Annotated in this window: 2 protein-coding genes; both read right to left on the bottom strand. The window is 73.4% G+C overall.

The features are described from left to right. Positions 1-1,563: acetyl-CoA carboxylase biotin carboxylase subunit (locus tag DQW85_RS25310; protein ID WP_113702474.1), on the bottom strand; the 1,563-nt coding region annotated here is incomplete at its 3' end. A 9-nt stretch (positions 1,564-1,572) separates the two neighbouring features. Next, positions 1,573-3,033, bottom strand: a 1,461-nt coding sequence (locus tag DQW85_RS25305; RefSeq protein WP_113702473.1) for a carboxyl transferase domain-containing protein, incomplete at its 5' end; no start/stop codon positions are given.

Raw genomic sequence — 3,033 nt, 5'->3', positions numbered from 1 at the left:
GTGCGGCAGGCCGCGCACCTGCACGGCGCGCACGCCGTCGCGAGTCTCCAGCCGCCACGTCGTCCACGCCGGCTCGCCGACCCGCCAGCCGTCGGTCACCTCCCACGGGTCCGTGCCCTGCGGCAGGGCGTGGAAGACGAGCGCGGCGGCGGCCAGCACGTCCCAGGGCACCGCCGCCGCCGGTACGAGGTCGGGCAGGATCCGCTCGACCAGCCCGGTGTCGAGCCCGCCCGCCCGGACCGCGGGGTGGGCGAGCAGGGCGCGCAGGAACGGGACGTTGGTGGTGACGCCGAGCACGGCGGTCTCCGCCAGCGCCCGGTCGAGCCGCCTCAGCGCCGCCTCCCGACCGGGCGCCCAGGCGATCACCTTCGACAGCATGGGGTCGTACTCGCTGCCCACGACGCCACCCTCGACCAGCCCGGAGTCGACGCGCACGGCGCGGCGCACTGCGGGCTCCGCGGCGGGCACTGCGGCGGGCACTGCGGCGGGTTCGCGGAGGGCGAGGACGCGGCCTCCGGTCGGCAGGAAGTCCCGGGCGGGGTCCTCGGCGTAGACGCGGGCCTCCACGGCGTGCCCGGTCAGCCGCACGTCGTCCTGGCTGAACGGAAGGGGCTCGCCCGCCGCCACCCGTAGCTGGAGCTCCACCAGGTCGAGTCCGGTGACCAGCTCGGTGACCGGGTGCTCCACCTGCAGGCGGGTGTTCATCTCCATGAAGTGGTGCTCGCCGGTCGTGCCGTCGACGATGAACTCGACCGTGCCCGCCCCCGTGTAGCCGACCGCGCGGGCCGCCTCGACCGCCGCCGCGCCCATCCGGGCCCGCATGTCCTCGCTCACGAACGGGGAGGGGGCCTCCTCGATGATCTTCTGGTGACGGCGTTGCAGGCTGCACTCGCGCTCGCCCAGGTGGACGACGTTGCCGTGGGTGTCGGCCAGCACCTGGATCTCGATGTGCCGCGGGTTGGCGACGTAGCGCTCGATCAGCAGCGTGCCGTCGCCGAACGCGGCGCGTGCCGTACGGCGGGCCGACTCCAGCGCGTCGGGCAGCTCGGCGGCCGAGCGGACCAGCACCATGCCCTTGCCGCCGCCCCCGGCCGACGGCTTGATCAGCGCTGGGAAGTCCGTCCACGCCTCCAGGGAGTCGCCGGGCTCGGCGCCGCCCGGCACGACCGGAACCCCGGCGGCCGACACGGTGGTCTTGGCGCGGATCTTGTCGCCCATCGCGTCGATCGCCTCGGCGGGCGGGCCGACGAACACTATCCCGGCCTCGGCGCAGCGCCGCGCGAACGCGGCGTTCTCGGCGAGGAAGCCGTATCCGGGGTGAACGGCCTGCGCCCCGGACGCGCGGGCGGCCTCGATGATGGCCTCGACATCCAGATATTTCGGGATCTGCAGGGCTATGTCGGCGTCGCGCACGTGGTGGGCGTCCGCGTCCGACGCGGTGTGCACGGCGACCGAGGTGATGCCGAGAGCGCGCAGGGTGCGGATGACGCGGACGGCGATCTCGCCGCGGTTGGCGATGAGCACCGTGTCGAACGTCTCAGGCGAGCGGGTGGAGTGGGCCATGGGTGAACGTCACATCCGGAAGACGCCGTAGCGGACGGGTTCGAGCGGGGCGTTGGCCGCCGCGGACAGGGCCAGGCCGAGGACGGTGCGGGTGTCGAGGGGGTCGATCACGCCGTCGTCCCAGAGCCGGGCGGTGGAGTAGTAGGGGTTGCCCTGGTGCTCGTACTGGGCTCGGATCGCGTCGGCGTCCGCGTCTCCGACGGTGGTGAGCACGTTCGCGGCCTGCTCACCGCCCATGACCGAGATGCGGGCGTTCGGCCACATCCACAGGAACCTGGGCGAGTACGCCCGACCGGCCATGGCGTAGTTGCCCGCGCCGAACGACCCGCCGATCACCACGGTGAACTTGGGCACCCGGGCGCAGGAGACGGCGGTGACCATCTTGGCGCCGTGCTTGGCGATGCCGCCCGCCTCGTAGGCCCTGCCGACCATGAAGCCGCTGATGTTCTGCAGGAACACCAGCGGGATCGCCCGCTGGTCGCACAGCTCGACGAAGTGCGCCCCCTTCATCGCCGACTCGCCGAACAGGATGCCGTTGTTGGCCACGAAGCCGACCGGGTGGCCGTGGAGGTGAGCGAAGCCGGTGACCAGCGTCGGGCCGTACTCGGCCTTGAACTCCAGGAAGCGCGAACCGTCCGCGAGCCGGGCGATGACCTCGCGCACGTCGTACGGCTGGCGGGTGTCGGCGGGCACGATGCCGTAGAGGTCGCGCGGGTCGTGGCGCGGCTCCTCCGGCTGGACGGTCCGCCACGGCCGCTCCGCCCTGGGGGCCAGCGTGGAGACGATGTCGCGGACGATGGCGAGGGCGTGCGGGTCGTCCTCGGCCAGGTGGTCGGTGACGCCGCTGACCCGGGAGTGCAGCTCGCCGCCGCCGAGCTCCTCGGCCGTGACCTCCTCGCCGGTCGCCGCCTTCACCAGCGGCGGGCCGCCCAGGAAGATCGTGCCCTGGCCGCGCACGATGACCGCCTCGTCGCTCATGGCGGGCACGTACGCGCCGCCGGCCGTACAGGATCCGAGGACGGCGGCGATCTGCGGGATGCCGAGCGCGGACATCGTGGCCTGGTTGTAGAAGATGCGGCCGAAGTGCTCGCGGTCGGGGAACACCTCGTCCTGCTTCGGCAGGAACGCGCCGCCGGAGTCGACGAGGTAGACGCACGGCAGGCGGTTGCGCAGCGCCACCTCCTGCGCGCGAAGGTGCTTCTTGACCGTGATCGGGTAGTACGTGCCGCCCTTCACGGTGGCGTCGTTGGCCACGACCACGCACTCGCGCCCGGAGACCCGGCCGACGCCGGTGATGATCCCCGCGGCGGGGGCCTGGTCGTCGTAGAGCCCGTTCGCCGCCAGCGGCGACAGCTCCAGGAACCGTGACCCGGGGTCGAGCAGGCCGTTCACCCGCTCTCGCGGCAGCAGCTTGCCGCGCTCGACGTGGCGCCGGCGCGACCGCTCGGGCCCGCCCGGCGCGGCGGCGGC

It is taken from the genome of Nonomuraea lactucae, from assembly GCF_003313395.1.
GTDB classification, from domain to species: domain Bacteria; phylum Actinomycetota; class Actinomycetes; order Streptosporangiales; family Streptosporangiaceae; genus Nonomuraea; species Nonomuraea lactucae.
The sequence above is the reverse complement of the archived record's forward strand: the minus strand, read 5'-3'. Positions and strand labels throughout refer to the sequence as shown.